This window comes from Streptomyces sp. NPDC054783, assembly GCF_053611725.1.
Map to the genome: position 1 here is coordinate 16,013 of NZ_JBSHAY010000044.1, position 25,820 is coordinate 41,832.

The following is a 25,820-nucleotide window of genomic DNA, read 5'->3' on the forward strand; positions in this document are numbered from 1 at the left end:
CGCTTGAGCAAGGTCGCGAAGTCCGGGCCAGTCAGGCTGTCCGGATGTCCGTCGGCTCCCCCTGCTTCTGCGTCCAGGCGCTCCTGCAGTTCCGTGAGCTGTTCGAGGCACGCACGGAACTTCGGGCGCAGCGCTTCGGGGGCATGCAGTTCCGCCTCCTGGATCCTCGTGATGGCCTCTGCGACCCCGTCTGTGAGGCTTTCTTCCCGCTTCACGTGTCCTCCCTGCCGTCCTGCGCCGCCGAGGGGGTGAGTTGATCTTCCGGGCCACCCTGCTTCGGTTGGCTTTTTCTCAGCCGAGACATGCGCATCGCGACGGCCGACGCCGATAGGTGGAGGTACTCGCCGATCTCCTTCGCCGTATAACCCCTCGACCAGAGGAAGGCAGCGGTCCGCGTGGTCTCGTCCTTCACCTCCGCGAGCAACCGCCGCACAGCGTCATGGCCGATCGCCTGGTTCTCGGGTTCCTCACCGGGATGACCTGCGACATCTCGCAACGCGTCCATGCCGTCCGGGTCACACGGTGGGCGCCGGGCGCGCTCCGAAGCCCAGCGGTCATAGACCCCGGCGAACTCCCCCAGGACGGCACCGACGAAATACGTCTTCAGGGACGCGCGGCCGTCCGGGCGCCAGCCGGCGCCGCGAAGTGCGTTCCGGCGGTAGAGGTGCAGGGCCCGTGCGACGACCTCACAGATGAGCTCCTCCCGCTCGTCCGGGTCGGCGCGCAGAGCCTCCATGTCCTGCAGCGTCCGGGGTGCCCGAACGGGCCGTCCCCGGGCCGCGCACAAGGTGAAGATCTCCCCCGTGTACAGCCAGTTGGTCACAATTGGATAGGCGTACTCGGTCAATGCCTGCGCGAAAAGGTCCCAGGCCGGCCCGTCGAACTGTGCGGCTGCCAGGGCTTGATACACGGCCGCGTCGTCGGCTGCTCTCTGGCTGGTTTCGGCGGCGGCCTCGTCCGCGAGTATGGTGAGGGCGGCGGAATCCTCTTCGATCCGCACCCTGAAGAGCGGGGGCTCCAGAGCGTCGCTGCCGGCGCGTGCAGCTGGCAGTTGTTGGGCCCCTAATGTTGGAGCCCCGTCGAACTGGTCGTCGGGCATACCTCTCCCTGCGAACCGATGCGGTCACGTTCTGAGAGCGTTGTAGGGAGAGGAAGGGCTCGCGGATAACGCGATTCCGAAAAGGAATCCCCGAACGTGTGAACCACCACGCGACCGTGATGCGACGGCCGCGTCACCCCCTACGACAACGGCATGACCCAAACGTTCGTCACGGCCACGACCGGCCTGCTGGCCGTACTCGCTGCCATGGAACACGTGCCGCGCTCCCTCACCCGCCTGATCCGGGCCTGCATCCCGCTGGCAGAGGTATGGAGGGAGTTGACTGGGGCAACCCAGAAAATAGAGTCGACCCAGGACCCTTCTGAGGCGGAACGTGAGCCGCGTCAGCCTTCCTGATCAAGGACTGCATCGTGCGCTGCGAGCTGACGCCCCGCGCCCGCCCGCCGCCCTGCAGTCACAGGGGGCGGGCCGGCACCGCCGGCCGAGGGGCGCACACCTACCGGTGCCACGCCCCCCACAGCACTACAGCGCGCGAACGAAACCAGTCGGCCGGACCATCGGCACACCCCAGGAGCGGATGACCCCGGCCGAACGGTTCACCCCCACGTCGAGTGGGTCCCAGGGGCACTCATGTGCGGCGGATCGGACAGGACAAGCCTCCACTGCCCCGCGTTCGCCGACCACCTGCGCGAGCCAGCGGAGCCGGCCGGCAGCGAGCTCCGACCCGGCAAGCTCGCCGACGCCGCCGTCTTTGCGGCCCAGCCCACCCCACAGACGACGTGGCCGTCGCCGACCTCGACCGCCAGCGCTCCGCCGACTGGCCCCGTCATCCTCAACACCAAACCCAGCCTGTCCGCCTCCCCCGCACCCCCGGCTGACTCCGGCACCGACGGCACCGACCCTTCCCCGCGCATGAGGAGGACCAACGCCGTCCGTCACGCCCTGCGCACGGTGCGTACGGCCTCAGGGCGGGGCTATGTCCATCGCATGCCGATGGCGAACAGCCGCTCCACCCGCTCCGGTGACACGTCGCGGCCCGGATCCGCTGGTTGCTGATCCATGCCTCGAGCCGGAGCTCCCGCTCCTCCTGGTCCTCGCCGACGATCCGTTCGACGTGCTTCCTCGGCACGCGCAGGTGCCCCGCGCGCTCGTAGAACTGCTTGGCGGCCTCGTAGTTCATCGCCCACTTGTCGGCCTCCGTACGGCGCGGCTTGGGCTTCTCGTCCTCGGCCGCGGCCTGGAATCCCGTGGATGTGCTCACACATCCACTGCTGGACGCCTGTGAGGTTGTCCCAGCCGAGCCGGACCAGATCGCACCCACCGGGCGAGGTCCTCGCCCTGGTGCACGACGGTGCCCGACGATGTGGGCAGCGTGCCGCCGGCATTCTCCTTTGTCCACCAAAGTGCCGCGGGTCTGCCGCACGATCGGGTGACATCTTGACCTGCCCCACCTCTCAGGTTCCAGTTTGACCTGCCCCACCTCTCAGGTTCCAGTTCTGCTGGCTAACTGACGGCCTTCACGAAAGGCTGCCGGACATGCCCCGCGCCTACCCCGCTGAGTTCCTCGGCCGCGTGCACAGCGTCAGCCAGGTCATGGCGACGATGGTGGCGCTGTAGCCTTCGTCAGGTGCATGCCGCCGATCGTCTGCCATAACCGCTGCGCCCGCCCGCGGTGCTGGCGCGCCAGGTCGTGGACGCCGGCGGCGGCATCCAAGTCGCCGATCAGTTGCCAGCACGCGGCCTCGTCCTGGCGGTCGCCGTGCCGGTGGAAGAGGTCCGCCGCGCGCTCCAACGCCGGGCTCGCCCGGTTCCGGTCGTGCTGACCGGCGTAGACGCGGCCGACTTCCAGCAGCGTGTACGCGGCGCACCGCTCGTCGGCCAGTTCTTCGAAGGTGGCCAACGCCTGCCGCAGGCAGCGCAGGGCCTCGTCCGGATCACCGCGCCGATCGTGCAGCCGGCTGAACCGCCGCAGTACGACCGCCACCCGATGCCCGTCGTCGAGCGCCCTGGCCTGGCGCAAGGCCTCGTCGAACCAGGACTGCGCCTCGTCGAGTTCGTCGTGCATGAGCCGCATCACGGCCATCGAACAGGACAGCTGCGCTTCGAGGTGCCGGTCGCCCTCACTGACCGCGATGGCCAGGGCCTGCTCGACACGCTCGGCGGCTTCGTCGTAACGGCCCTGCACCCGGCTGATCGTGCTCAGCATCGCCTTCGACAACGCCTCGCCGCGCTTGTCCTGGCCGTCCTGGCACAGGCCGAGGGAGGACTCCAGGGCCCGGGTCGCCCCGTCGAACTGGTCTCGGTAGATGTGAAGCTGGCCAAGGCCGCGTAGCAGCACCGATGCGCCGCGCTTGTTGCCGGCGGTCTCGGCCGCTTCCAGCGCGAGCCGGTGCCCGTGCTCCCAGTCCTGGTACAGGCACCGGTGGTCGTAGTAGGTCGCCGGGCTGGCCGCCAGCTCCCACGCCAACTCGTCCAGTCCCCAGTCCACGGCCAGTTTCACCGCGCCGAGCAGGTTGTCGCGTTCCGCGTCGAACCAGCCGAGCGGGTCGGCCATCAGCCGGTCCACGACCGTGTCGGGCAGCGACAGGCGTGGCGCCGAACCGGGCGCGGCGGCCAGCGGCCCGGCCGGCAGCCGATCGGTGCCGCGCCCGGCAAGATCGAGCCAGGTGGACAGCACCCGGACGATCGCGTTCCGCTTGTCCGCCGCCGGCAGCTGGGCGGCGATCTCCACTGCACAGGTCCTGATCAGGTCGTGCAGCCGGTAGCGCGGCTGGCCGATGGCGTCGGTGGCGGTGAGCCGCACCAGGCTGGCGTCGACGAGGGTGTCCAGCACCTCCTCGGCATCCGAGCGGTCCAGCAGCGGGCCGACCACCCAGCCGGGCAGGGTGTAGGCGCCGAGCAGACCCAGCAGGCTCAGCGCGCGCACCGCGTCGGCTGGCAGCAGCCGTAGGCTCAGTTCGACGCTGGCTCGCACGCTGAGATCCCCGATCCTCAGCTCGGCCAGCCGCCGGGACTCGTCCTCGATCCGTTCCCGCAGCACCCGCAGCGACCATGCCGGGCGGCCGGTGAGCTTGGCGCCGGCGATCCGGATCGCCAGCGGTAGGTTGCCGCAGCAGTCGAGGATCGCGTCGGCCTCCGTCGGTTCCCGCTCGACCCGCCGCCGCCCGACGATGCCGGTGAACAACTTCCGCGCCTCTGCGGGGCTCAGCACGTCCAGGTCGATGTGCCGGGCGCCGGGAAGTTGCGTCAGCAGAGTGCGGCTGGTGATCAACACGGCAGAGCCGTCGGCCCCGGGCAGCAACGGCAGAACTTGATCGGCGTGACCTGCGTCGTCCAGCACCACCAGCATTCGGCGGTCCACCAGCAACGACCGGTAGAGCGCGGCCCGTTCGGACAGGCCGTTCGGGATCGCGCTGCCGGCGATCGAGAGTGCACGCAGCGCCTCGGCCAGCATCAGCGCCGGGTCCCGCGGCTCGTCCGATGTCGCGGCCAGGTTGAGGTAGAGCTGGCCGTCGGGGAAGGTGGCGCTCGCCAGCCGCGCGGCGTGCGTCACCAGAGAGGACTTGCCGACTCCGGGACCGCCCACGATGACGGCCACCGGGGTCCGGTTCGGCGCCGACCCGTCGAGTAATCGGGCGATCTCGGCGAGCGCGTCGGCGCGGCCCACGAAGTCGGGAACATCGAGCGGCAGTTGGCGCACCGGCATCGCCATGACCGGTTCGGTGGCCGCCGTGCCGGGACTTTCCTCTCGTGTGTCCGAGGGACCGTTCGCCGGGACGGGGACCGCCAGGGTGGGATCGGCGGCCAGGATGCGCCGATGCAGCGCCTGGAGCGGCGGGGTGGGGTCGACGCCGAGTTCGCCTGCTAGTGTCCGGCGTAGCCGCTCGTACACCTGCAGCGCCTCGCCTTGTCGCTGGCACCGGTAGAGGGCGACCATCAAGTGTTCGGCGACTTGCTCGTCGTAGGGGTGCTCGCGTCGCAGGGCGGTCAGCTCCTCGATGACCTCACGATGACGCCCCAGGTCAAGTTCGATGCCCAGGCACAGTTTGTGCGTGGCCGCGCGCTTCTCGTTCAGCCGTACCGCATCGAGCTCCAGGACCCGGCTGGAGATGTCGACCAGGGCGTCACCACGCCAGCAGGTCAGCGCGCGCCGCAGCGCGACAGCTGTCTCGAACGGGGCCTTGTGCCGTTCGGCGAGGTGCCGCTCGTGGTCGAACTCCAGTAGGTCGAGCTGATCCGGGGCCAGGTGGATCTGGTAGCCGCCGCGCCGCGTGCTGATCAGGGAGCCGGGTGCTCCGCACGCGGCAAGGTTGCGGCGCAGCCCGGAGAGAGCGTCCTGGACCTGACGGACCGCCGTGGCGGGTGCTTTCCCGTCCCACATCACGGCGACGAGCCGTTCCATGGCGACGACGTTGTTGGCGTCGACCAGAAGCGCGGCCAGCATCTTGGCCTGCCGCGGTCCGTCTAATCGGACCTCGCGCCCGGTGATCTGAGCGTGTAACGGCCCCAGCACGCCAAATCTCATGTTCCCCCCGGCACTTCAGGATCAACACCGATCCCACGGCTGACCTGGCACTAGGACGAATCTAGGACGGCCGACGGACCCGTGTCCATAGCGTCACTGTGGGTCATTCGGCCGTTCCCGCGCAACGAAAGGAACGGCGATGAAACGCTCGGTCGAGGCAGCAGTGGCGGCCGCGACGACGGCCGTCGTCGCTGTCACCTCTACCGGAGTGGCCCATGCCCATGGTGCGAGCGCTCGGCTGTTTCGCCGGTCCGTCGGCGGCGAAGCCGAGTTCTTCAAGATCCCCGACAGGGTCAAGTACAGCCGCCTTCGAACCTGATCGAATCATTGGATCGCGAGCGTGCCATCCGATGCGCTGGAACCAGCACAATCCAACGTCGACGTGCCGGCAAGGCCCTGCGGGCAGTTGCCGCCATAACCAGGAGACAGCCACCATGCTCAATCTCCGCAAGATTCGACGCACCATCGCCCTCACCGCCGCCAGCCTCGCCCTCGCAGGCGGCACCGCCATCGGCGCCGGAGGGACCGCCAGCGCCACCACGCACCCCAGCCCGCACCTGCGCACGACCGAGCCGGTGGTCACCTCGGCGAGCTGCGGCTGGATCTACATCGGGCAGCCCGGCAACGTCTACGGAGTCAACAGCGAGTACGCGGGTCAGGTCGAGCAAATGTACAACTCCTGCGACGGCACCGTGTGGGCGCACTACCAATGGTCGGGGACGTACTTGGGCAGCCACAAGTACGACAACATCACGCTCGATGTGAGTTCGCCCTACGGCCCCGGCTACAACACGCACGTTTCGGCCCCCTTGGACGAGAGTTCCAAGGACTGGTGGTACGGCGGCTTCGATCACGGGGTTCCGAGCCCCGACGCCTGGCGGGCGGGCGCCTCGTTCGACCAGAACGGCTGCGTTGCCTGGGGCACGCTGCACTGGTACGGCGGCCAGGACTGGTCTGGTCCGACGGCCTGGTGCGGCAGCTGGGTGGCCCCCTCCTGACCTTCACCCCAGAGGCCTGACCGGACAAGGGCGGCGGCGCCAGCCGCTGCCCCACCCGTCGTCAGCTCCCCCGCCGAGGCTCGGACTGTGGCCAACTGGCGCCCGGAGTACAGCCCCTACGGCGATCTGGCAGGCTGGACGCCCCGCCCAACACGCTGTGGACCGGGCCTGACCCGGCGTACGACACCGGTGGCGATATCGAGGTCCTGACGATGCCGTACCGGCCGAACGGCGGCACCGCACCGCGCAACCCGTACCCACAGACCGGCGTGGTCGACCTCAACCCTGCGGGGATGTCGCACAGCTTCTTACCCAGGGCCGACCGGTCAGGTGGCCGGTCCGGACGGCTCGCCGCGCAGGAGGTCGGGGCGGGCGTCGGCCAGGGCGAAAGCCCGCTGAAGCCTGGCCACGAGCGGGTCGTCGATGCGGTAGCGCCGGGCTCGTTCGTCCCGCTGGAGCAGCGGACCGGCACCGTCCGGAAAGACGCGGCGCTGTACCGCCTTGACGCTGGTCAGCGTGCTGACGATCTTCGACGGATGCCGACCGGCAGGCCCCGGGCCGAGTTCGCCGCGCAAATGAGCGTGCCGGTGGAGGAGTGCACCTCCACCTACTCCCTCACATACACCTCCGACAACCCACCCGGCTGACCTCCTGGGCCGTGCCGCAGCCGCCTGGTCGGACGCCGTGGTCGGGTGGCCCCCCCCTTTCTGCCCGGGTGCGGGCCGACCACCGGATGCCGAGATGTGCGTCCTTTTGACACTTCGGGGCCGTTCTGGTCGAAGACGAACTTCTGTGCAGCGTGAAGTCCTCCGGTGACCCGGAGGAACTGGCATCGACTGCCGCGGCCTGGTGCGAGGAAGTCCTGCGCCGACCGGTAATCGGACTAATCGGCGGGCGAAGCGGATGGTCGTTCGTCCCGCCGGGAAACCCCGTTCCGAAGGGCTACCGCTGGATGTGTGGCGGCCACCGGTTCCGCCTCTCTGCCGTCGGGCAGGGCCGCGGGTGCCCTTGGTGCACAAACTCGCCGCAGTGGAGCTGACCAAAGCGCAGCACCCGTTGTCGCAGATGCCCGCCCTGACGCCGTAAGGCCCCGCCCTGCGCTTCCGCGCCGGACCGTGACCTCACGCGCGTATCCCACTAACGAACGACCTGTCTGCCCAAGACCGGTGCAAGGTGAAGGGTGCATGGGAAGATCACGAAGCCCCAGGGGGAAGCCCTCCACGAGATCTCAATGACCAGGAGACAACTCATGCCGAACGTCAACTTCAAAGGAAACCCGGTCACCGTCAGCGGTACCTTCCCGAAGCGCGGGGACAAGGCACCAGCGTTCACTCTCGTCCGCAAAGACCTGTCGGACGTCTCGCTGGACAGCTTCGCCGGCAAGCGCAAGGTCCTGAACATCTTCCCCAGCCTCGACACCGGCGTCTGCGCCGCTTCCGTGCGCAAGTTCAACCAGCTGGCCGGGACCATGGACAACACCGTGGTGCTGTGCATCTCCGCAGACCTGCCCTTCGCACAGGGGCGATTCTGCGCTGCCGAGGGCCTGAGCGATGTCGTCACCCTGTCCACGATGCGCGGGCGTGAGTTCCTCACCAATTACGGTGTGGCCATGCACAGCGGACCGCTGAGCGGCCTGGCCGCCCGTGCCGTCGTCGTGCTGGACGCCGACAACAAGGTTCTCCACTCGGAACTCGTGTCCGAGATCGTCCAGGAGCCCAACTACGACGCGGCCGTGGCCGCCCTCCAGTAACCCGTCCAACCCGCCGGGCCTGCAACGCGCAGCATGCCCGGCGGGCACCGGATCGGGCGATCAGACGTCGTCAGGTCCGGCCGAGCCGGTGCCCGCGGCCGCACGCCGGCTGACGACGTCGGGGAGCTGGCGGGAGCTGGCGGCCGGGATGAAGAACAACCCGGTTATGCCCAGCCCGGTGACCACCACGCTCAGCACGCCGATGGACACCGACGGGTCGTCTGCCGCCGCCACACCACAGAACACTGAGGTGGCCGCGGTGAACCCAAGGGCCGCCAGGGCCCACCGTTCCCGCAGCGGCGAGCCGTAGCGCGCCACCACGCGCGTCCACCAGGTCCAGCCGGCCATCACGCAGAACACCACGGCGGGCAGCGGCAGCAGCACCACCGGCGCCCACCAGCTGGTGTCGCCCTCGGGAAGCCGCTGCCCGGTCCGTAGGAGACCTGGACCAGCCACAGCGGGTAGAGCGGCACGTCAACCACGATCAGCACCCACATCGCGATCCGCAGCGCGACCTGGTCGCGGCTGGTGCGGGCGTGGCGTCTGGACACACGCACCTTCACCCAGGGGGAGGAGGTCTCCCTCGACGGCAACGGGGGCCTGGTCTACATCGTCCTGGGCGGCTGCGTCGTCCAGGAACGCTTCCCCTTCGGCACCGGCCGCAACGCGCCGGCCGTCGTCCGGTTCCGGGGCGTCGGCGAGTTCCTTGGCGAGGCCAAGCTCATAGAGGCGGCCGCGCAGGTGCGCACCGTCTGCCTGAGCACCACCTGGGTCATGATGTGCCCCGTCCACCGCATGAACGTGATCCTCCAGCGTCACCCCGATGGCTTCGTCGGTGTAAGGCGAGAACGGTTGATGCCGAGTTCGGGCAACAGATGTTGATCAAGCGAGTCCAGAATGTCGTCGAGTTCCGAGAACGCCTCGTCGGCGTGTCGGGGTGTGACGAAGACCGATAGATGGCCCCGAGAGCCTCAGTCAATCGAAGCGGATCGAGGCTGCCTTGGGGCGAGTTGTGGTATTCAGGGTTGCCGCCATGGCTTGAACCTCACGCGGTGTGAGGATGCATGGTGGCTCTATGACCACTTCTGCAACCTGGAAAGTAGGCCGACTCGCGGAGGCCAGCGGGCTGACTGTGCGCACGCTGCACCACTGGGACACCATCGGTCTGCTCAGTCCCTCACAGCGCACCACGGGAGGACACAGGGAATACACCGAGGACGACCTCGTTCGCCTCTATCAGGTGCTGGCGCTGCGTAGTCTGGGGCTGGCGCTGGACACCATCGCCGTCTGTCTCGATGCGGGTGTCGATCCGATGCGGCTGGTCCGGGATCACTTGGAGGGTGTCGAGGCGTCCATCGGCGCGCTCGGCGTCCTGCGCGAGCGGCTCGTGCGACTCGGTGAGGGGCTGTCGGCTGACCAGGCCCCGGCGGCCACGGCTCTGCTCGACGCGCTGCGGGCGATCGGCGGCACCGGTCCGGAGGGCGAGCACACGCTGGGCCGCCACCTGGATGCCGACGAGATACAGGTCCTGCAGACTCGTGCCGCCGCCCTGGGGCCCGCGATGCATTACCTGCTCGAAGTCGAGTGGCCCGAGTTGTACCGAAGAGCCGAACGACTCCGTGCGGCTGGAACTCCTGCCACTGATCAGAAGGTCCGCCGGCTGGTGGCCCGCTTGGATGAGCTGAGCACGTTGTTCACCGGCGGCGATGTCGGTATCTCCGCCGGTGTGAGGGCGGCCTGGCACGACGATCCAGCCGCTATGTCGGGAGACCCTGCTGCTCCGGCCGACGACTGGCGAGAGCTGGCTGAGTACCTGGACCGCGCCCGCCACAGCCCCGCCTGACTCGCGCCTGCTGTGCTCGCCCCGTCATCCTCATGTGCCCAAGGAATCTGGTTATGAACCGTCGGACCCGTATGCGTATCGCCCTGACTTCGGTGGCGTCGTCGGGGGCTCCTTCGGCCAGCAGTCGCCACTGCTCGCGCTTGCGTCGCCAGTAGAGAAGGTCGGCGCCGGAGAGGACGAACTTGTCGCAGTCGTGGCAGTCCAGGTTCCAGGGGCAGGCGCCGCCGTCGACGACGGGCTGGAAGGTGCAGAAGCCGCCTTCTGCCGGGGTGCTGCGGCGGGTGAGGTCGATGGCGAGGGCCTGGGCCTGCTCACGGGTCAGCGCGGTGGCGGACTGGCCAGTCAGAAGCTCGCCAGGGCTGGCGGTGCCGGGGCCGGCGACCCAGACGTGCTGGAGGACGTTGTCCAGGTCGGACTGGGTGAGGTGGACGTAGTGCTCGGCCATCCGGTCGGAGACCTGGCCGAGGTAGCGGCGGATGTGCGTCAAGCTGGCCCCGTGCCGCAGCAGGCTGGTGGCCAGAGTATGCCGAGCCTGGTGCGGGACGACCTGACCGAGGTCGAGTTCGGCGATCCACTGCCTAAAGCGGCTGTGGAACCACTGGTAGGCCGCCGACTGGGCGTACCGGGCGGAGCTGTATCAACACTCGAACGCCAGCATCGTCTCCCGCTCACCAGTCCTCGAACACGATCCGGCCCTCCCCGCGGCATGGTGGGCGCAGCTGCGGACCGCACTCGACTCCCTTGCCAAAGCCCCTACCGAACGCATCGCCGTGCGCGAGGAATACATCCGCCGAGCCGTCCCCAAATACAACGGCTGCGACGTTGGTGAGATCGAATGGTCCACCGCCCATGGCGATTTCCACTGGTCAAATCTCGCCGGCCCCGACCTCACCATCCTCGACTGGGAAGGTTGGGGGCAAGCCCCAGTCGCCTTCGACGCCGCCCAGCTCTACTTCTACTCGCTCCACACCCCCGTCACGGCCGCACGTGTCCGCCAGACCTTCACCCACATCCTCGACACCCCGGCCGCACGCGTGGCAGAACTGACTATCTGCGCCCAGGTACTCCAGGCCGCCGACAGGACACCGTTCTACAAGGAACTGGCGGGCCCGGTGAAGGAGCACCTGGAAGCGAGATACGAGAGGACGGTATGAGCGTCATCCATCGGCCCCTGGCCCTCACCGATGACCCTGCCACGCAGAGGACTTCTCCAGTGTTTCCGTTCGCCACACCCACGCCGACGGCTACCCCATGAGCGCTGCTATACCCGGCCCACGAGCTGCGGCGGACGGCCTGAAGCGCGAACTCGCTGCTGAGCTGCGCCGCCGGGCTGAAACCGATCAGAGGGCCCGGCGGCACTGGCTGGTCACAGGCGAGGTCGGCGCCCTCCCGCAGATCGACGCCCGCAACACTGCATGGCTCAAGGCGGTCCTCACCAAGTACGGGTGGCCGGGGATCTCCCTTGTAGGCGAGCAGGGCGCCGAGGACGCATGGCTGCTCGCCCAGCACGCCGATCAGGACGTGTCGTTCCAGAAGGAGGCCCTGAAGCTGCTGCGTGATGCGGTCTCCGCCGAGGATGCCCCTCCTCGGCACCTCGCGTACCTGACCGACCGCGTCCTGGTCGCCGACGGCCAACCCCAGATGTACGGCACCCAGTACACCCACGAGGACGACGGCACGAACCTGCGCCCCCAGCCGATCGCCGATCCCGAACGGCTCGACGAACGACGGGCCGCTATGGGCCTGGAACCCCACGCCGAGTACGACAAGCGTATGCGGGAAGGGTGACCCCGCGTACGTCAGCGCCCTCGCGTCCGCGGTAGGAGGACGGCGCCAACTCACGGCAGGCGTGGCCATGTCCAACGCCCCGCGTCGGCAATGGCCACGCCCGGACACCGAAACGCTCGCGCCGGCCGGTGTGCTCACCGCACGGCGCTGCCAACGTCACACCGGCGGCAAAGGCCATGGCAGGTGACGTGACGCGCCCAGAGCTGCGATATCGCGTCACGTCACCTCGCGATGCCATCCTCGGCCATCCACTTGTCGATCAGCTCGGGATCGTCCGCCTGCAGGCCGAGCGAGTCGGGCGAGACGCCGGCGAAGGCCCCCGGCAGCTCCTTGGGTTCTAGTGGTCGTCGCAGCACCCCAGCTGTAGGGGTGCGATGGACTTCAAGATCCGGGAGAACCGGGGCAAGGCTCAGGGTTGCAAGATCCTGGTCCGTGAGCGGGAGGAATACTTCCGGCTCATGGACCAGGGCCTGAGCAGCGCCGAAGCCTGCAAACGCGTCGGGATCAACTACCGGACGGGCAAGCGGTGGCGCAACGGCCGGGCCGCCTCTGGCAAGGACAAGGCGAGACCGCCGGTGCTCGCCGTGGTGCCGCCCGAGGGTCCGTCCCGGTATCTGCGCGAGGCCGACCGCATCCACATCGCCGACCGGCTGCGGGAGAAGGCCACCATCCGCCAGATAGCGGCCGAGCTGGGCCGCAGCCCGTCCACCATCAGCCGCGAGATCCGCCGCAACCGGCATCAGGGCAACGGCCAGTACCGGCCGCACGCCGCCCACGCCCGAGCCCAGGCCCGCCGGCCCCGCCCCAAGCCCGGGAAAATCGGCCAGAACCCAGAGCTGCGGGACTTCATCCAGCGTCACCTGGACATACGGTGGAGCCCCGAGCAGATCTGCCAGGCTCTGCGGGCCCAGTTCCCCGACCGGCCGGAGATGCACGTGGCCCACGAGACGATCTACCAGGCCCTCTACGTCCAGGGCCGGGGCGAGCTACGCCGCGAACTCGCCAGGGCTCTGCGCACCGGCCGCGTCCGCCGCAAGCCCCGCCGCCAGGCACAGCAGCGCACCCCGCGGTTCACCACCCCGATGGTCATGATCAGCGAACGCCCGGCCGAGGCAGAGGACCGGGCCGTGCCCGGCCACTGGGAAGGCGACCTCATCATCGGCCAGGACGGCAACTCTGCCATCGGCACCCTCGTCGAGCGGGCCACCCGACCCGCTATGTCATGCTGCTGCACCTGCCCGGGGGCCGCACCGCCGAACGCGTCCGCGACGCGCTCGTGGAGACCGTCCAGACGCTGCCCGCGCACCTGGTGCAGTCCCTGACCTGGGACCAGGGCGCCGAGATGGCCGCCCACGGCTCCTTCACCATCGCCACCGACATCCCGGTCTACTTCTGCGACCCGGCCAGCCCCTGGCAGCGCGGCTCCAACGAGAACACCAACGGCCTGCTGCGGCAGTACTTCCCCAAGGGCACCGACCTGTCCGTCCACACCCGCGAGCACCTGGTGGCCGTGGCCGCCGAGCTGCGGCCGCCCACGCAAAACGCTCGGCTGGGAAACCCCAGCCGAGCGCCTGCATAAACTGCTCGCGGCATGATCAACACAACCACGTGTTGCAACGACCCCTAGAAACCGCCGGGCAGGCCGGGGGCCTTCGCCGGGCCGCCTCACTGGCGGTCGGTCAGCTCCGCGGTAGTGCGCGGGCTCACGGCGGGTCGATGCTGAAGACCACGCGATGGCCTGTGTACTCGTTCAGGCCCCAGAGCCGGCCGGACGCGTGGCTGTACGAGAGGTTTTGCGTGAGGCTGGGCGACCGGGTGATGACGGAGGGGTCGCCTCCCGGCTGGGCCCGGTGGATGCACGAGTACGCCCCCGTGGCGATGGGGTTCGCGACCCAGCTGGTGGGACATTCGCCGGCCATGTAGTACCAGGTGCCGTCGGTGGCCACGCCCTGCATCTGGTACACCGGCGTGCTGTACCCGGCGGTGGCCGTCGTAGTGCCGACGGTCGTGCCGTTGTCGGCGCGCGGCAGGTCGGTGGCGTCGTTCAGGGGCCACCGGATGACCCGGCCGCCGGGGCCCGCGTCATGCGTGCGGTACTCGCCCGAGATCAGCGCAGGCCCGTTGGCCGAGCGATCGAGGCTGAGCGAGCCGAGGCACGGCTGTCCACTGCCGCCGGCGCAGGCGCGCGGGTCCAGGCTGCGGTCGCCGGTGTAGTAGACGCCCTGGAGCGGGAGCGCCCACTGGTGGTAGCGCGCCGAGGAGACACCGCCGCTGATGCCGACGTAGTCGCTCGACGTGCTGCTCATCCTCCACAGGTACTGCGTGTCGAAGACGAGGAGTTGGCCGCCGTTGGCCACGAACAGCTTGTTGCCGTACCAGACGATGCCGTCGGCGTGGACGTTCGTGATCGGGATGAAGCTACCGCCGTTCGCGTCACCGGTCGGCTGCACGAGCAGGACGTGACCGTAGGTGACCGACGTACCGGTGGACTCGGCGATGGTGATGCGGGCGAACTGGTTCTCGGTGGTGCCGTCGCCGTAGTACCAGGAGGCGAGGTAGAGGTTGTGGCCGTCGTAGGTGCTGCCCGTCGCGTCGTGCGAGGCGGTGAAGCCCTGCGGGTGCCAACCGCCGCTGCTGGAGTAGGCGCTGGTGTTGTCGTCGGTGGTGTCCCAGCAGAACCCGTCGTACTTGAGACTGCCGTCCAGGCCCGTGTCATGACACAGCGCCGCTCGCCCGGTGTGCTGCCCGGACTCGGCCACGTCGAGCGGGGTCACCCGGGTGACGGCGCCGGTCTGCTCGACGCCACGGATGGCAGCGCCGTAGGCGTCGTAGTCCGACGTCCGGTCTATGCTCAGCTGGAACGTCTTGACCGTATCTGACGGCAGAGCGGCGAACGGCGTGGCGGCGGCGGCCGGAGGCGCGGCCACCAGCGAGGCCGCCACAGCGGCGAGACCGACGCACAGCGTCCCCAACGCCCGCCCATATCTAGAACGTTTGCTTGATTTCACTGCCGAATACTATTCGCGTGGCCTACTCGGCGATACACCCAAACGCACCGCCATTGGCCCGACCTGCCCGGCTGCCGCCGGGTCTCCCCGGCCTCGCCGGGGGCGGGAGATGTCGGTGCCCTGGAGGGCGGCGAAGTCCTCGTGGGCTGCCTCGACCACTTCGGGGAGTGAGGGTGCCGCACACAGCGGCCAGCAGGACGAGCAACGCGATCGCCCACCAGGGAGCGCCTGTGCGAAGCAGGAGAACCGGTGAGAAGGCGGAGGCAGTCCCGACCAGAGACAGGGCGCGGTTGCGGTCGTCCACGTGAGGTCTCCTTCTTCGGTGCGGGGGCCTGTCTCGGTCCCGCACACAGCGACGGCTCTCTCACCTAGGTCTAGAGGGTTATGCGCAGACCGGACGCGATGGGTCCCCTGGGGACGACCGCACGCCTCCCTCGATGCATGGGTCGGAGGCGCCCAGCTCCGCAACGCCGCTGGTAGGACGCAGCCTGGCTTTGTAGGTGAGTTTCGCGAACGCCTGTTGTTCAGCAGCGCGAACGCCACGTTCCACGTGAGAGTGATGTTGCTGAGTTTCGAGAGCACCTCGGTGCTTGCTTCGGGACCCTGATTGTGCTCTGCACGACGAGGGGGCCCGGGTGCTGCCGAAGTCCAAGGTCGATCTGTACGCGGCGATCCGCCGTGACGCCAGGACCGGCATGTCGATGCGCGCGCTCATGCGGAAGTACGGCGTCGGCTACGAGACCGCGCAGAGGGCCTTGATCTCGGCTCTGCCAGAGCCACGGAAGAAGATGAGGCCGCGGGCGACGCGGCTGGACCCCTACAAGCCGGTGATCGACGCCGTCCTGAAGGCAGACCTGACCGCTCCGCGGAAGCAGCGGCACACGGTCAAGCGGATCTACGACCGGTTGCTGGACGAGCACGACGCCGTCGGCATCTCCTATCAGATGGTCCGCGCCTACGTCGCTGCCCGCCGCGAGGAGATCCGCCTGCAGGCCGGCAAGGATGTGGTCGATGCGTTCGTCCCGCAGACCCGCAGGCCCGGTGCCGAGGCGAGCCGCCCGGATATGGGAGGCACCGGGGTGAGCCGATACCCGCAATCGGGGAACCTGCCCGCGTTGCTGTATTTATGGGCTGGCTGCCAGCGCACAGGCCGACCCGGACACTGCCGGGTGCGGACCATGATCGGCCTGCTCGTTATCCGGATCCACAAAAGTGGTCATCACTCGGTAGACCGTGCCATCCCCGGTGCCGGCCTTGCCGGGGGCGTACTCGACGACGCATCGCCAGCACCAAGTGACGTCGCTCGGTGGGCAAGGCTTCCTGGCACGCCCCGCACCTTGTCTCTTTGTCATCCCGTCTGCCGTCGTCCCACACGCAGTGGTATCGGGCGGGGCCTTCCTGGCCCAGGTGGAGCGCCCAGCTGGACGAACGACCTGGACCAGGAAGGCCCCGGCTGATACGGCTTTGCCTGGGACGACGGCAGACGAGATGGCAGACCCCCACCCGAACCACCCTCGACCCGCACTCGCGCAGCCGGCCCCTGCCATCCCGGAGCCGGAGCGCCCCCGCCGGAGGCATCCTCTTCTCCGCCACCACCTTGCGGCGCGGGCGGGACAGCGCGCCAGAGCGGGGCTGATCGTCGGGATCGTCCTGGCGCCGTGGCGGCCGACCGCGGCCGTGGATCACCTGAGGAGGCCGTGGATCACCTGAGGAGCAGAGTCGCACGCGTCCCTCGGCAGGAGACGCGGGGCGCATTATCCGCAACCGCGGCAAGATCCTAAGCGACCCTGCGGTGATCGGCTGGCGGGGCGGCGGTCCGGGGCGAACCCATAGCTGGCCCGTGGCGCGTGCGGAGTACTGACAACCCGGGCCGCTACGATGTGTCGCGGATCGGCATGTTCAGCGTGACCCTCGATCGCGTTTGCGGGCGCTGCATCGCCTGCTGTGATCACGAAATGCGCGGCAAGGGAGCCGCCGGGTAGATCGGCGGTTCCTTTCAGGCGCGGATCGTCAGGGGTGCTTCGGTGACCCCAGTCGCGGCGCCGTGACGCCCGGGTCTGGAGGCGGTGCGGGTGGTGCCCCGGTCGTAGGATGAGTCCAGGAGACTCGGACCCATGTTGCGCGGCAGGACTGCCGAATGTCGACGGCTCGACCAGCTGCTCGCCGAGGCGCGATCGGGCTACAGCGGCACGCTGGTGATCAGTGGGGAGCCGGGGATTGGCAAGTCGGCGTTGCTTGACTACCTGGCGGGGCAGGCGTCGGGGTGCCGTGTCGTCCGTGCCGGGGGTGTCGAGTCGGAGATGGAGCTCGCGTTCGCCGGCTTGCATCAGCTGTGTGTCCCGATGATCCACGAGGTGAAGCATCTTCCGGGTCCGCTGCGAGACGCGCTGGAGGCTGCGTTCGGTTTGCGTGCCGGGGACTCGCCGGATCGCTTTGTGATCGGTACGGCGGTCCTGATGTTGTTTTCGGACATCGCGCAGGAGCAGCCGTTGGTCTGCCTGGTGGATGATGCGCAATGGCTTGATCAGGCCAGCGTGCAGGCTCTGGCATTTGTCGGTCGACGGTTGCTCGCCGAGTCGGTCTTGTTGGTGTTCGCAGTGCGGGAGATCAGCGAAACCGAGCTGGATGGTCTGCCGGAGATGGCGATTGCAGGGCTCGATGACAAGGATGCGCGCTCGTTGATCGAGTCGGCGATCGGCGGGGGACTGGACGCACAGGTGCGAGACCGAATGGTCGCTGAGGCACGCGGCAACCCTCTGGCCCTGCTGGCGTTGCCTCGATGGTTGACGCCGGCGCAGCTGGCCGGCGGGTTCAACGTGCTTGGCGCTGGGTCGTTGGCGAGCCGCATCGAGGAGAGCTTCCTGGTGCGGGTGAAGTCGCTTCCGCCACCGACGCAAAGACTTCTGTTGACGGCGGCGGCCGACCCTGTCGGCGATGTCGCCTTGTTGTGGCGTGCGGCTGAACGGCTTGGGATCGGGGCGGAGGCGGCAGCACCAGCCGAGAGTGCCGGATTGCTCGAACTGGGTATCCGGGTGAGGTTCCGTCATCCGCTGGTGCGCTCGGCGGTCTACCGGGACGCGCCCCTCTCCGACCGCCAAGCTGTGCATCGCGCGCTGGCCGACGCCACCGATCCGCAGCTCGACCCTGATCGCCGGGCATGGCATCGCGCCCGTGCCGCGCTGGGCCCGGACGAGGAAGTTGCCGGCGAGTTGGAGCAGTCGGCTGAGCGGGCACGAGCCCGCGGCGGCTGCGCGGCGGTGGCGGCGTTTTTGGAGCGGGCGACCGAGCTGACACCCGATGCAGCCCGGCGTGGAGCCCGTGCGCTCGCGGCCGCTGAGGCGAAGCTGGACGCTGGGGCGCCTGATGCGGCGTACGAGCTGACCGCGACTGCGGAGTTGGGCCCGTTGGACGAGCTGCAGCGTGCCCGGCTGGAGCGGCTGCGCGGGGAGATCGCCTTCGCCCAAAGCCGCGGCAGTGACGTTCCGCCGCTGCTGGTGCACGCGGCCAAACTTCTTGAGCCGATCGATCCCGCCTCGGCTCGGGAGAGCTACCTCGAAGCGTTCGGTGCAGCGGACTACGCCGGCCGACTCAACAGTGGCGGCGGAGTACGGGAGGTGGCTGAGCAGGTCGGCGCCCTGCCTACGCCGCCTGAGTCGTCGCGAGCCATCGATCTCCTCGTGTACGGCCTGGCAAGACGGTTCACCGACGGCTATGCGGCCGGGGTGGCACCGCTGAAGCGAGCGTTGAATGCCTTGCTCCGCGAAGCCGACAGCAGCAAGACGTGCTTCGCAATCCTGTCGCACCCTGGATCGGTCGCCTGGGACCTGTGGGACGACGAGATGTGGCATGAGCTGGACAACCGGATGGTCGAGCGGGCTCGTGACGCCGGTGACCTCGGCTTCCTTCCCATGGCGCTCGCCTACCGCGCGTGGGCTCCTATGTATGCCGGAGAGTTCGCCGAGGCCTCGGCGCTGGTCGAGGAAGCTCACGCCATCTCCGAGGCCACCGGCAGCCCGTACTTCAGGAACACCTCGCTCGTCCTTGCAGCCTGGCGCGGTCATCCGGCCCCGGCATTGGACCTGATCAAGACGAGTTGCGACGACGCGACGGTACGAGGCGAGGGAAGGCTGCTCGGTTGGGCCGGGTATGCGACCGCGGTGCTGTACAACGGTCTCGGTGACTACGCCACGGCGCTGCTTGCAGCTCAGCGGACGGTTGAGTATGACGATCTCGGTATTCTCGGCGTGGCGTTGGTCGAGCTGATCGAAGCGGGGGTCAGAAGTGGCCGGCAGGAGGCCGCCGCCGCGGCTTTTCAGCGATTGCAGGAACGAACGCGGGCCAGCGGCACCGAGTGGGCCTTGGGCACCGAGGCTTGCTCACGGGCACTGCTCACCGATGGGCAGGCTGCTGACGACTTCTACCGCGAAGCGATCGAGCGGCTGAAGCGCACCCGTATTGCCGTGCATCTCGCCCGCGCCCACCTGCTGTACGGCGAGTGGCTGCGCCGGGAAAACCGGCGAGTGGACGCCCGCGGACACCTGCGCGATGCCTACGAGATGTTCAGACGCATGGGGGCGGACGCCTTCGCCGAGCGCGCCCGACGCGAGTTGCTGGCCACCGGGGAGACGGTGCGCAAACCAACGGCCGGACCCCGTGACGTGCTCACCGCCCAGGAAGCGCACATCGCCCGGCTTGCCCGCGAGGGGCACACCAACACGGAGATCGGCGCCCAGCTATTCATCAGTCCGCGCACCGTGGAGTGGCACCTACGCCACGTGTTCATGAAACTCGGCATTACCTCGCGCAAAGAGCTCCGCTGAGCACTCCAGCCCCACCGACGACCGCGTGGGCCAAGCACGCACCCCGGTAGGCGCCGAGAGGCTTGGGGTGGGCGGCGCATCCACTCGGTGACTGTCTGTTCATTTGCGTGCACGGTGGGGATTCATCGCGGCGGCGTCGCGCTGGAGAGGCCACGTCTCGCGGGAAACCGGGTCGCCCTGGGGTGCCCCTGGGAACGCACCCCAGGGGGCACCCCAGGGCCTTTACCAGGGACTTCCACGGGCGTCATGGGCGATCCGTAACGCGACGGTGGATAGCACACGGCCCACTCCCGCCAAAGACGCAAGGGAGTGACCGCCCAGAAGTCCAACCTCCTCGAGGCTTCGCCCAAGAACCCACGGACGCGACACCCAGGTCGCGAGCCAAGGAGATCCAGACAAGGACGTGATCGACCGCCATGACGAGCACCGACCAGAAGCGCTACGAGATAGCCGACGCAGCGATAGCGATGCTCGACGAACAAGGGACGGTGATCGGGTGGACGCAGGCCGCTCAGCGGCTTGTCGGGTACTCGGCCGGGGAGGTGGTGGGCCAGTCCGCCGCACTCGTGCTGCCGTCCTTTGAGGAGCCGCTGGGTGTATCAGCGTTCGCCGAGCAGTGCCGTGCCCAGGGTGGCTGGTCCGGCACCGTGGCGGTCCGCCACCGCGATGGCCGCACACTCAACCTGAGCCTGCGCCTCTCGCTGCTGCGGGGACAGGATGCAACCCTGCGGTGGTTGGTATCCCTCACCGACATGAGCACGCTCTCCTCGGGGATGATCAATGGATCGGTGCGGGAGTCGCTTCTCACCCGCGCACCGATCGGCATCGTTGTTCGTGACCTGCAGCTGCGTTGCACCTGGACGAACGACACGATGGAGCGCCTCGACGGCGTTCCTCGTGACCGGCGGTTCGGACGCCGGCTGACGGATTTGGTGCCCGGTTTCGAGAACGAAGCGCTTGAGGTAGTGGCGCGGCAGGTGCTGGACAGCGGCGACTCCACGGTCCACGAGTACCGGGCATGGCCGCCGGAAGATCCGCGCCGGGAGCACGCATATTCGGTCTCGTTCTTCTGCCTCCAGGACGCGGACGGCAAATCGCTGGGGGTCTGCTCCATGATCGTGGATGTCACCGGCAGCCGGCGGGTGCGCGAGCGCCTTGCCATCCTCAGCCAGGCCGGCACGCGCATCGGCAGCACCCTGGACGTCATGCAGACCGGGCAGGAACTGGCCGACGTTGCCGTGCCGTTGATGGCCGACTACGCCATCGTCGACCTGGCAGACTCGGTTCCGTTCGGCAAAGAGCCCTCTGCCCGAATCGACACGACACATGATCACCCCCCTGTTCTCCACCGTGCCGGTTTGGCCTCGATCCACCCGGGGATCCCGGAATCCCCGTGGGCGCGGGGGGAGACGGTGTTCATCTCACCGGACTCGCCATTCACCAGCGTCCTGCGCACGGGGAGGTCCCACTTGGAGCAGGTGTTGGACACCTCGCCTGGGACATGGCTCGACCACGACCCGGCGCGGGCGCAGAAGATCCGTGAGAACGGGATGCACTCCGTGATGGTCGTGCCAATCCGTGCGCGGCGTTCCGTGCTGGGTGTCGCGGTGTTCATCCGCACCGAAGACCCCAAACCGTTCAGTGAGGATGATCTGCTGCTCGCCGAGGAGCTGGTCACCCGGGCCGCACTGTCCTTGGACAACGCCCGCCAATACGCTTGCGAACACACCACGGCCCTCACGCTGCAGCGCAACCTGCTCCCCCACCGTTTGAGGGGCGGCACGGCGGTCGAGGCGGCCTCGCGCTACCTGCCCGCCGACACGGACGCCGGCGTCGGAGGCGACTGGTTCGACGTGATCGAACTGTCCGGCGCCCGGGTGGCCCTCGTCGTCGGGGATGTGGTCGGACACGGCATCAACGCTGCAGTGACGATGGGCAGGCTCCGCACCGCCGTCCGCACGCTCGCGGACCTGGACCTGCCCCCCGACGAACTGCTGGCCTGCCTCGATGACACGGTCCGCCGACTGGCCGAGGAGGACGCCGACGGCCCGGACGAATTCCCCGTGGTTCTGGGCGCTACCTGTCTGTACGCCATCTACGACCCGGCCACCCGGCGGTGCACGATGGCACGGGCCGGGCACCCCCCGCTCGCGATCACCGATCCACAGGGCCGGGTCACCTTCCCCGACCTCCCCGCAGGAACCCCCCTCGGCGTCGGGCTGGGCGTCCCTTTCGAGGCCGTGGAACTGGAACTGTCCGAGGGCAGCGTGCTCGCGTTCTACACCGACGGCCTGATCGAGTCCCGTGACGAGGACATCGACGTCGGCATGCACCGCCTGGGCGCCTCCCTGGCGCAGCCTGATCAGTCCTTGGAAGACTTGTGCTCCTCAGTGATGGAAACCGTGCCGACTCAGGCAGCATCCGACGACGTCACCTTGCTCCTTGTCCGGATCCGCACACTCAACGCGACCCAGACCGCCTCCTGGGAACTGCCGCCTGAGCCGACCGCCGTCCACACCGCCCGGCACCTGACCGCCCGTCAACTCAGTGAATGGGGGCTGGAGCCTCTCGTGCCCACCACAGAACTGGTCATCAGCGAACTGGTCACCAACGCCATCCGCCACGGCGCCGGCCCGATCCGGCTCCGGCTCATCCACCACCAAGTCCTGACCTGCGAAGTCTTTGACAGCGGAGGCTCCTACCCGCGCCCGCGCCATGCCTGCACTGTTGACGAGAACGGCCGAGGCCTGATGATGGTCGCCCAGTTGTCCAGCAGGTGGGGCTTCCGCTCCGCAACGGGCGGCAAGCTCGTCTGGGTCGACCAAGACCTGCCCTTTACAGCCTCACACGCACACGACCCCGTCCCGCACTAAGAAGCCATTGATCACTAACCTCGATCTTTCGTGATGGTCCGCCGACGGAGTTGGCGGACCACTTCGCGTTCTGCGGCTCAGGGTGGGCAGGGCGGTGGCCCGAGTGTCGCCTCGGGTAGGCCCCGGGTTCCACTGCTCCGGGTCAGGTGGTGCTGTCGTTGAGACAGGGAACCTGCTGGTCAGCCAGGGTTCGGGAGTTGGGTGAGCCTGTCGAGGGCGGCAGTGATGTGGCTGGTCCAGGGCCAGTGCCGGGCGAGGCGGAGAATCCGCCGACGCCCGGTGGCGACGAGCTGCCCGGCTGCGGCAAACAGGCAAAGCAGCAGGCGGCGGGGTTCCCAGAGCCTGGCCTTGCCGGTCAGCGCGAGCATAGGCATCCAAGCCAGCAGGTCCAACGCGAGCTGGACGATCTCGAGCCAGACTCGGTTCCGGGCCGTGTGATGCAGGGGCAGGTTCCGCAGCCCGGTGGCCCGGGCGGCCCGGATGCGGTCCTCGGCCCGGGCCCGAAGGCGGTGACGCAGTTCAAGATCGGCAATCGGCCGGGCAATGGTGTTGGTGGCGAAGCAGGTCAGCCGCATGCCGTCCGCGTCGGTGAGCCTCAACTGGGCCCCCAGGCGAGGCCGTTCCTTGCGGACGATCAGCCTCATCCCCTTTGGCCAGCCGGCCAGGACGTCACCGGTGAGTTCGGCGACCCACGCGCCGTCCCGGATCTCTCCGTCCGCCTCGACGGCCGGTGTCCAGGCCGACTCCGGCACCTTCAGCACGCGCTGGTGGATCGCGCCGGTGATCACCATGCCGACGGAGTAGGACAGCCAGCGCCCGCGCTGGGCGAGCCAGGCGACGAAGTCGTGGGTACCGCCCGCGGAGTCGGTGCGGATCAACGTCTGTCGTCCGCGCCTGTACTTCTTCGGCAGTTGAGCGAGGGCCAGGCGGGCTGCGGCGATGTGGTCGCAGGCGGTGTTCGACCCCGCGTTCCCCGGCCTGAGCAGCGCCGCGACGGGTTCCCCAGTGCCGCCCGGGCCGTGGTCGACGAAGGCCATCAGCGGGTGGTGGCCGTAGGTTCGCTTCCAGGTCGGGGCGGCGTCCTGCTTTTCGGAGTGCGCGATCACCAGCACCCCGTCCAGGTCGATGGCCACCGTCCCGTCCGCGTCTGGCGCCTTCCGGCTGGCCAACTGCCAGATTCTATCTCGGACTTCGGCCCGTGCAACACGGATCGCCCGAAGGGCGGTAGCTCCGGAGGCGGCGAGGGTGTCGATCAGGCGGGAGACCGTCGGGTCGGAGGCGACCAGCCCGAACACGGCCGGCTCGGCCCGCAGCATGCCTACATCGGCTGGGCAGTCCCCGCCCAGCGCCACCGCCAGGGCGAGGTCCAGGATGACCTTCCCCGGATCGTGGACGGCCCGCGGCCTCCGCCACGGAGCAAGCGCGGCGGATAGCGCTTGGTCAAGACCGGCCTTGCGGACCGTTTCCCCCAGGAGCACCGAACCGGCCTGCGAGACCACCTGGCGGCCGTCTCCCTGGACTCGGACACGTGGGTATGACGAGATGGGCTCTCTCACCTGGAAAGTGCTCTTTTCCTTGCAGCCACAGGACCCTCAGCAAGTCCTATCGTTGCAGGTCAGATCCACTCCCCGCGTTCTTGATCAAGCCTCGGGCGGCCTGCTTCGTGAAAGCGCGAGGTTAGCCTCGATCTTGCATGATGGTCCGCCGACGGAGTCGGTGGACCGTTTCGCTTTCCGTGGTTGACGGCGGGCATGCTGGCGGCCCGAGTGTCGCGTCGGGTGGGCGCCGGGTTCCACTGCTCCGGGCTGGGTCCTCTTTTCGTAGGGACAGGCGAATCCGCTGTTCAGCCGGGGTTCGGCAGAAGCGCGAGCCGTTCGAGAGCGTCTGTGATCTCGTGGGTCCAGGGCCAGTGGCGGGCTCGGCGAAGAATGCGGCGACGGCCGGTGGTGACGAACTGGTCGGCGGCGGTGAACAGGCGGAGTCGCAGGCGGCGCGGTTCCCAGAGCCGGGCCTTGCCGGTCAGGGCGAGCATGGGCATCCAGGCCAGCAGGTCGAGAGCGATCTGGACGATCTCCAGCCAGACCTGGTTCTGCGCGGTGTCGTGCAGGGGCAGGTTGGCCGGTCGAACGCGCGGCCCGGATGCGGTCCTCCGCGCGGGGCCACAGCCGGTGGCGGAGCTCGAGTTCGGCGATCGGCGGGTCGGGGATGTTCGTGGCGAAGCAGGTGATCCGCATGCCGTCAGCGTCCGTGATTCTCAACTGGGCACCGGGTGAGGCCGTTCCCTGCGGACGATCAGCCGCATGCCCTTGGGCCAGCCGCCCAAGACGTCGCCGGCGAGTTCGGCGACCTAGGCGCCGTAGCGGACCTCGCCGTCCGTCTCGACGGCCGGGGTCCAGGCCGATGCCGGGATCTTGAGGACGTGGCTGTGGATGGCCTCGGTGATCACCATGCCGACCGAGTAGGACAACCAGCGCCCGTGCTGGGCGAGCCAGCCGACGAACTCTTGAGTGCCGCCTGCGGAATCGCAACGGATGAGGGTCTGCCGCCCGCCCCAGTACTTCTTCGGCAACTGGGCCAGGGCGAGGCGGGCGGCACTGATGTGGTCGGCGGCCGTGTTCGAGCCTGCGTTGCCCGGCCTCAGCAGGGCCGCGACGGCTTCCCCGGTTCCGCCCGGTCCGTGGTCGACGAACCCCATCAGCGGGTGGTGGCCGTAGGTCTTCTTCCAGGTCGGGGCGGCGTCCTGCTTGTCTGAGTGCGCGACGACCAGCACTCCGTCCAGGTCCACGGTCACCCGCCCGTCGGCGTCCGGAGTCCGATCTGCAGCCAACTTCCAGACATGGCTGCGGACTTCGGCCCGAGCCGCGCGGATCGCGGTCAGTGCCTTCCCGCCGGCGGTGGCGACGGTGTCGATCAGGCGGGAGACCGTCGGGTCGGAGGCTACCGGTCTGAACACGGCCGGCTCGGAGCGCAGCAGTGCGACGTCGGCGAGGCAGTCTACGCCGAGCGCGACCGCCCCGGTAGGCTGCTTCACCTGGAAAGTGCCTCCGACAGGGGCGGGAACAAGGACCTCAGCAATCCTCATTCTCGCTGGTCAGAGGCGCTTTTCGCTTACCTGACCGCCTATCGGACAGCCCGCTTCATGAAAGCGCGAGGCT

The 25,820-nt window shown here is 68.7% G+C and carries 18 protein-coding genes and 3 pseudogenes; 12 read left to right on the plus strand and 9 right to left on the minus strand.

Going from position 1 to position 25,820, the window contains the following annotated elements:
* Positions 1–211: 211 nt before the first annotated feature.
* The 3 genes from ACWGJ5_RS41395 to ACWGJ5_RS41405 all read right to left on the minus strand — a co-directional run bounded on the left by ACWGJ5_RS41395 (position 212) and on the right by ACWGJ5_RS41405 (position 5,585).
* Positions 212–1,099 carry an RNA polymerase sigma factor gene (locus ACWGJ5_RS41395; protein WP_453314775.1) on the minus strand — a complete coding sequence of 296 codons (888 nt, stop codon included), beginning with the start codon at positions 1,097–1,099 and terminating at the stop codon, positions 212–214.
* Positions 1,100–1,892: 793 nt separating this feature from the next.
* Entirely contained in the window at positions 1,893–2,240 is a 348-nt protein-coding gene (locus ACWGJ5_RS41400) for a helicase associated domain-containing protein (RefSeq protein ID WP_453314807.1), read from the minus strand.
* A gap of 411 nt (positions 2,241–2,651) precedes the next feature.
* Complete coding sequence (locus ACWGJ5_RS41405; RefSeq protein ID WP_453314776.1) at positions 2,652–5,585, minus strand: BTAD domain-containing putative transcriptional regulator; 2,934 nt, start codon at positions 5,583–5,585, stop codon at positions 2,652–2,654.
* A gap of 139 nt (positions 5,586–5,724) precedes the next feature.
* On the opposite strand from ACWGJ5_RS41405, the gene ACWGJ5_RS41410 reads away from it, so the two are divergent.
* The 4 genes from ACWGJ5_RS41410 to tpx all read left to right on the plus strand — a co-directional run bounded on the left by ACWGJ5_RS41410 (position 5,725) and on the right by tpx (position 8,333).
* The gene (locus ACWGJ5_RS41410; protein ID WP_453314777.1) at positions 5,725–5,904 is read left to right on the plus strand and encodes a hypothetical protein; all 180 of its coding nucleotides are present in this window, start codon (positions 5,725–5,727) and stop codon (positions 5,902–5,904) included.
* A gap of 115 nt (positions 5,905–6,019) precedes the next feature.
* Positions 6,020–6,583: a hypothetical protein gene (locus ACWGJ5_RS41415; RefSeq protein ID WP_453314778.1), complete on the plus strand. Its 564-nt coding sequence runs from the start codon at positions 6,020–6,022 to the stop codon at positions 6,581–6,583.
* A 212-nt stretch (positions 6,584–6,795) separates the two neighbouring features.
* Positions 6,796–7,230: a hypothetical protein gene (locus ACWGJ5_RS41420; RefSeq protein ID WP_453314779.1), complete on the plus strand. Its 435-nt coding sequence runs from the start codon at positions 6,796–6,798 to the stop codon at positions 7,228–7,230.
* A 602-nt stretch (positions 7,231–7,832) separates the two neighbouring features.
* The gene (gene tpx / locus ACWGJ5_RS41425) at positions 7,833–8,333 is read left to right on the plus strand and encodes a thiol peroxidase (RefSeq protein ID WP_453314780.1); all 501 of its coding nucleotides are present in this window, start codon (positions 7,833–7,835) and stop codon (positions 8,331–8,333) included.
* A 60-nt stretch (positions 8,334–8,393) separates the two neighbouring features.
* On the opposite strand, the gene ACWGJ5_RS41430 is transcribed toward tpx, so the two are convergent.
* Complete coding sequence (locus ACWGJ5_RS41430; protein WP_453314781.1) at positions 8,394–8,789, minus strand: hypothetical protein; 396 nt, start codon at positions 8,787–8,789, stop codon at positions 8,394–8,396.
* Positions 8,790–8,861: 72 nt separating this feature from the next.
* Here ACWGJ5_RS41430 and ACWGJ5_RS41435 point away from each other — a divergent pair, with 72 nt between their 5' ends.
* Both ACWGJ5_RS41435 and ACWGJ5_RS41440 read left to right on the plus strand, forming a co-directional pair.
* The gene (locus ACWGJ5_RS41435; protein ID WP_453314782.1) at positions 8,862–9,215 is read left to right on the plus strand and encodes a hypothetical protein; all 354 of its coding nucleotides are present in this window, start codon (positions 8,862–8,864) and stop codon (positions 9,213–9,215) included.
* A gap of 193 nt (positions 9,216–9,408) precedes the next feature.
* Positions 9,409–10,176, plus strand: coding sequence for a MerR family transcriptional regulator (locus ACWGJ5_RS41440; RefSeq protein ID WP_453314783.1), 768 nt, complete (start codon positions 9,409–9,411; stop codon positions 10,174–10,176).
* On the opposite strand, the pseudogene ACWGJ5_RS41445 reads toward ACWGJ5_RS41440, so the two are convergent.
* Positions 10,091–10,768, minus strand: a pseudogene (locus tag ACWGJ5_RS41445) (tyrosine-type recombinase/integrase); the annotation flags it as partial. The gene ACWGJ5_RS41440 and the pseudogene ACWGJ5_RS41445 sit on opposite strands and share 86 nt — an antisense overlap.
* Positions 10,769–10,946: 178 nt before the next feature.
* Between ACWGJ5_RS41445 and ACWGJ5_RS41450 the strand changes: the two are divergent.
* Both ACWGJ5_RS41450 and ACWGJ5_RS41455 read left to right on the plus strand, forming a co-directional pair.
* On the plus strand, positions 10,947–11,330 hold the full coding sequence (locus tag ACWGJ5_RS41450; protein ID WP_453314784.1) for a hypothetical protein: 384 nt from the start codon (positions 10,947–10,949) through the stop codon (positions 11,328–11,330).
* Between the two features lie 97 nt (positions 11,331–11,427).
* Positions 11,428–11,964: a DUF6624 domain-containing protein gene (locus ACWGJ5_RS41455; protein ID WP_453314785.1), complete on the plus strand. Its 537-nt coding sequence runs from the start codon at positions 11,428–11,430 to the stop codon at positions 11,962–11,964.
* Between the two features lie 221 nt (positions 11,965–12,185).
* Here the strand turns inward: ACWGJ5_RS41455 and ACWGJ5_RS41460 are convergent, their stop codons facing one another.
* Entirely contained in the window at positions 12,186–12,320 is a 135-nt protein-coding gene (locus ACWGJ5_RS41460; protein ID WP_453314786.1) for a hypothetical protein, read from the minus strand.
* 18 nt (positions 12,321–12,338) lie between these two features.
* On the opposite strand from ACWGJ5_RS41460, the pseudogene ACWGJ5_RS41465 reads away from it, so the two are divergent.
* A pseudogene (locus ACWGJ5_RS41465) lies at positions 12,339–13,559 on the plus strand (IS30 family transposase).
* A gap of 108 nt (positions 13,560–13,667) precedes the next feature.
* Here the strand turns inward: ACWGJ5_RS41465 and ACWGJ5_RS41470 are convergent.
* Entirely contained in the window at positions 13,668–14,936 is a 1,269-nt protein-coding gene (locus ACWGJ5_RS41470; RefSeq protein ID WP_453314787.1) for a hypothetical protein, read from the minus strand.
* A gap of 671 nt (positions 14,937–15,607) precedes the next feature.
* Here ACWGJ5_RS41470 and ACWGJ5_RS41475 point away from each other — a divergent pair.
* The 3 genes from ACWGJ5_RS41475 to ACWGJ5_RS41485 all read left to right on the plus strand — a co-directional run bounded on the left by ACWGJ5_RS41475 (position 15,608) and on the right by ACWGJ5_RS41485 (position 22,665).
* Positions 15,608–16,429, plus strand: coding sequence for a hypothetical protein (locus ACWGJ5_RS41475; RefSeq protein WP_453314788.1), 822 nt, complete (start codon positions 15,608–15,610; stop codon positions 16,427–16,429).
* A gap of 657 nt (positions 16,430–17,086) precedes the next feature.
* Positions 17,087–19,792, plus strand: coding sequence for a helix-turn-helix transcriptional regulator (locus tag ACWGJ5_RS41480; protein ID WP_453314789.1), 2,706 nt, complete (start codon positions 17,087–17,089; stop codon positions 19,790–19,792).
* Between the two features lie 416 nt (positions 19,793–20,208).
* Positions 20,209–22,665 (plus strand): SpoIIE family protein phosphatase, encoded by a 2,457-nt coding sequence (locus ACWGJ5_RS41485; RefSeq protein WP_453314790.1) that lies wholly within the window; start codon positions 20,209–20,211, stop codon positions 22,663–22,665.
* Between the two features lie 179 nt (positions 22,666–22,844).
* Here the strand turns inward: ACWGJ5_RS41485 and ACWGJ5_RS41490 are convergent, their stop codons facing one another.
* Both ACWGJ5_RS41490 and ACWGJ5_RS41495 read right to left on the minus strand, forming a co-directional pair.
* Positions 22,845–24,221 carry an IS1380 family transposase gene (locus ACWGJ5_RS41490; protein WP_453314791.1) on the minus strand — a complete coding sequence of 459 codons (1,377 nt, stop codon included), beginning with the start codon at positions 24,219–24,221 and terminating at the stop codon, positions 22,845–22,847.
* Between the two features lie 287 nt (positions 24,222–24,508).
* Positions 24,509–25,678, minus strand: a pseudogene (locus ACWGJ5_RS41495) (IS1380 family transposase); the annotation flags it as partial.
* Positions 25,679–25,820 lie beyond the last annotated feature (142 nt).